The sequence below is a fragment of the Streptomyces sp. NPDC059080 genome (assembly GCF_042739975.1).
In the GTDB taxonomy this organism is placed as follows: Bacteria; Actinomycetota; Actinomycetes; order Streptomycetales; family Streptomycetaceae; genus Streptomyces; species Streptomyces benahoarensis.
Genome location: NZ_JBHYGX010000014.1, coordinates 1 through 2,821 on the forward strand (window position 1 = coordinate 1; position 2,821 = coordinate 2,821).

The following is a 2,821-nucleotide window of genomic DNA, read 5'->3' on the forward strand; positions in this document are numbered from 1 at the left end:
GGCGGGCGGGGCCCGCGTCGCCGGGCGGGCCACCGGGGGGGGGGGGGGGGGGGGGGGGGGCGGTGGGGGGGGCGGGGGCCGGGGGCCGGGCCCCGCGCCCGGGGCCTGCGCCCCGCAGCCGGGCGCGGTAAGGCGGGCCCCGCTGCGGGGCGCGGGAACGGCCGGGTTAGCGTGACCGCCATGGACTACCAGGCCGTTCTTGACGAGGTCGCGGCCTATGCGCGGCCGTATGCGGGGCAGGGCGAGGTCGCCGATTACATCCCGGCGCTCGAACGCGTCAGCCCGGACCGGTTCGGGATCGCCCTGGTCGACATCGACGGCGCGGTGTACGGGGCGGGCGACTGGGAGACGCCGTTCTCCGTGCAGTCGATCTCGAAGACGTTCTCGCTGGCGCTGGTGATGGCGCACGCCCACGACGACGACATCTGGTCCCGGGTGGGCCGGGAGCCGTCGGGTACGCCGTTCAACTCCCTGGTGCAGCTGGAGTGGGAGAACGGCATTCCGCGCAATCCGTTCATCAACGCGGGCGCGCTCGTCGTCACCGACCGCCTCCAGACCCTCACCGGTGACGCCAGTACGACGATGCTGCACTTCCTGCGGGAGGAGAGCGGCAACGAGGACCTCGCCTTCGACCAGGCGGTGGCCGATTCGGAGGCCGACCACGGGAACCGGAATGCCGCGCTTGCGCACTTCATGGCGTCGTTCGGGAATCTGGAGAATCCGGTCCCCAGCGTCATCGAGCACTATTTCTGGCAGTGCTCCATAGAGATGAGCTGCCGGGATCTGGCGACGGCCGGGGGCTTCCTCGCGCGGCACGGGCTGCGCGCCGACGGGACCCGGCTGCTGGAGGCGCGGGAGGCCAAGCGGATCAACGCGGTGATGCTGACCTGCGGCACCTATGACGCGGCGGGGGAGTTCGCCTACCGGGTGGGGCTGCCCGCCAAGAGCGGCGTCGGCGGCGGGATCCTCGCCGTGGTACCGGGCCGCTGCACGTTGTGCGTATGGAGCCCGGGTCTGGACCGGCGCGGCAACTCCGTCGCCGGTGCCGCGGCGCTCGACCACTTCACGACGCTCACCGGCTGGTCGGTGTTCTGAGCCGCCGGGCCCGGCCAGGGGGCGCCCGCCCGGCGCCGGTCGCGTTGTGGCGGCGATCTTCCTGGCGCATCGTGGGCGTAGGAGGTGCACCGCCATGGAGCACGAGATGCGCGCGGAGTACGAGGACGGCGTGACGCCGGGGCCGGAATCCCCGGTCAAGATCTGGCACATGGTCCGCTTCGAAGGGATCAAGGCGATGTGCGGCCGGATCCTGGGGGAGTCCGCCGCCACCCAGCCGGCCGATCTCTGGGGCACGCCCGAGGGCGAGCCGTTCTGCCATTCCTGCGGTGCGATGTACCTGCGCGAGGTGCCCTGAGCGCAGGTGTCTCCGGTGCTGTCCGCCCTGGTCAGGGGCAGTGGATGATCTGTCCCGCGTAGGAGAGGTTGCCGCCGAAGGCGAAGAGGAGGACCGGGTCGCCCGCGGCGATCTCGCGGCGTTCGACCAGCTTGGACAGGGCCAGCGGCACCGACGCCGCCGAAGTGTTCCCGGAGTCCACGACGTCCCGCGCGACGACGGCGTTGACCGCGCCGATCTTCCGGGCGACCGGTTCGATGATCCGCAGGTTGGCCTGGTGGAGCACGACCCCGGCCAGGTCGGCGGGGGTGATGCCGGAGCGTTCGCAGACCTGGCGGGCGATGGCCGGGAGCTGGGTGGTGGCCCAGCGGTAGACGGTCTGGCCCTCCTGCGCGAAACGGGCCGGTTCGCCCTCGATGCGGACCGCGTGGCCCATCTCGGGCACCGAACCCCACAGCACCGGGCCGATCATCGGCTCCTCGGACGCGGTGACCACGGCGGCGCCCGCGCCGTCACCGACCAGGACACAGGTCGTCCGGTCCGTCCAGTCGGCGACGGCGGTGAACTTCTCGGCGCCGATCACCAGCGCCCGGCTCGCGGACCCGGCGCGGATGGCGTGGTCGGCGGTGGCGAGGGCGTGGGTGAAGCCGGAGCAGACGACGTTGATGTCCATCGTCGCGGGGGCCGCCAGGCCGAGGGTGGCCGCGACGCGGGCCGCGGTGTTCGGGCTGCGGCCGGTCGCCGTGCAGGTCGCGACGAGGACGAGGTCGATGTCCTCGGGCGGGACGCCGCTGGAGGCGAGGGCCTTCGCCGCGGCCTGGGCCGCCATCGCGTCGACGGTCTCGTCGGGCCCGGCGATGTGCCGGGTGCGGATGCCGACGCGGCTGCGGATCCAGGCGTCGTCGGTCTCCACCATCGTGGCGAGATCGTGGTTGGTGAGCACGCCCGGTGGCTGATGGTGGCCGACCGCGAGAACGCGTGAACCTGGCATGTCATACCCTCCGGACCTGGGGTGTCGTGCGACAAGTGTGACGCGCGGCGGGCGAGCACCCCTTGCGAGAACCGCCAATCTTCCGCCGTCTTCTCTGGAGAGATCCGACGCCTACCGGGCCCGGCCCCGCGGGCGCGTGTGACGAGGCCGGGGGCGCGCGGGACGGCCGTGGGCGCCCCGGGGCCCGGCCGCACCCGGTGCGCGAACCCGGCCGCAAGCTGTACGCCACCCTGGTCCGTACGGCGTCCCGGCCCGTACGGCGTCCTGGTCCGTACGCCGTCCCGGTCCGTACGCCACCCCGTACGACGGAGGCGGGGGCCCGGCCGCCCCGGCCCGGGCCCCCCCCCCGGGCCCCCGCGCCGGGCCCCCCCCCCCCGCCCCGGGCCGGCGGGGGGCCCGGGGGGGGGGGTGGGGCCGCGCGATGCCGGGGGGGGTGGCCC

General features: G+C 74.3%; 3 protein-coding genes. 2 read left to right on the top strand and 1 reads right to left on the bottom strand.

Annotated elements, in window-relative coordinates:
- The first annotated feature begins 180 nt into the window (after nucleotides 1-180).
- Together ACFWWQ_RS14005 and ACFWWQ_RS14010 are read left to right on the top strand one after the other, a co-directional pair.
- The gene (locus ACFWWQ_RS14005; RefSeq protein ID WP_384595188.1) at nucleotides 181-1,095 is read left to right on the top strand and encodes a glutaminase; all 915 of its coding nucleotides are present in this window, start codon (nucleotides 181-183) and stop codon (nucleotides 1,093-1,095) included.
- A 94-nt stretch (nucleotides 1,096-1,189) separates the two neighbouring features.
- A complete protein-coding gene (locus tag ACFWWQ_RS14010; RefSeq protein WP_143943424.1) occupies nucleotides 1,190-1,411 on the top strand; it encodes a hypothetical protein in 222 nt (73 codons plus the stop codon).
- Between the two features lie 31 nt (nucleotides 1,412-1,442).
- On the opposite strand, the gene ACFWWQ_RS14015 is transcribed toward ACFWWQ_RS14010, so the two are convergent.
- Entirely contained in the window at nucleotides 1,443-2,381 is a 939-nt protein-coding gene (locus ACFWWQ_RS14015; protein WP_384595192.1) for a beta-ketoacyl-ACP synthase III, read from the bottom strand.
- Between the last annotated feature and the right edge of the window lie 440 nt (nucleotides 2,382-2,821).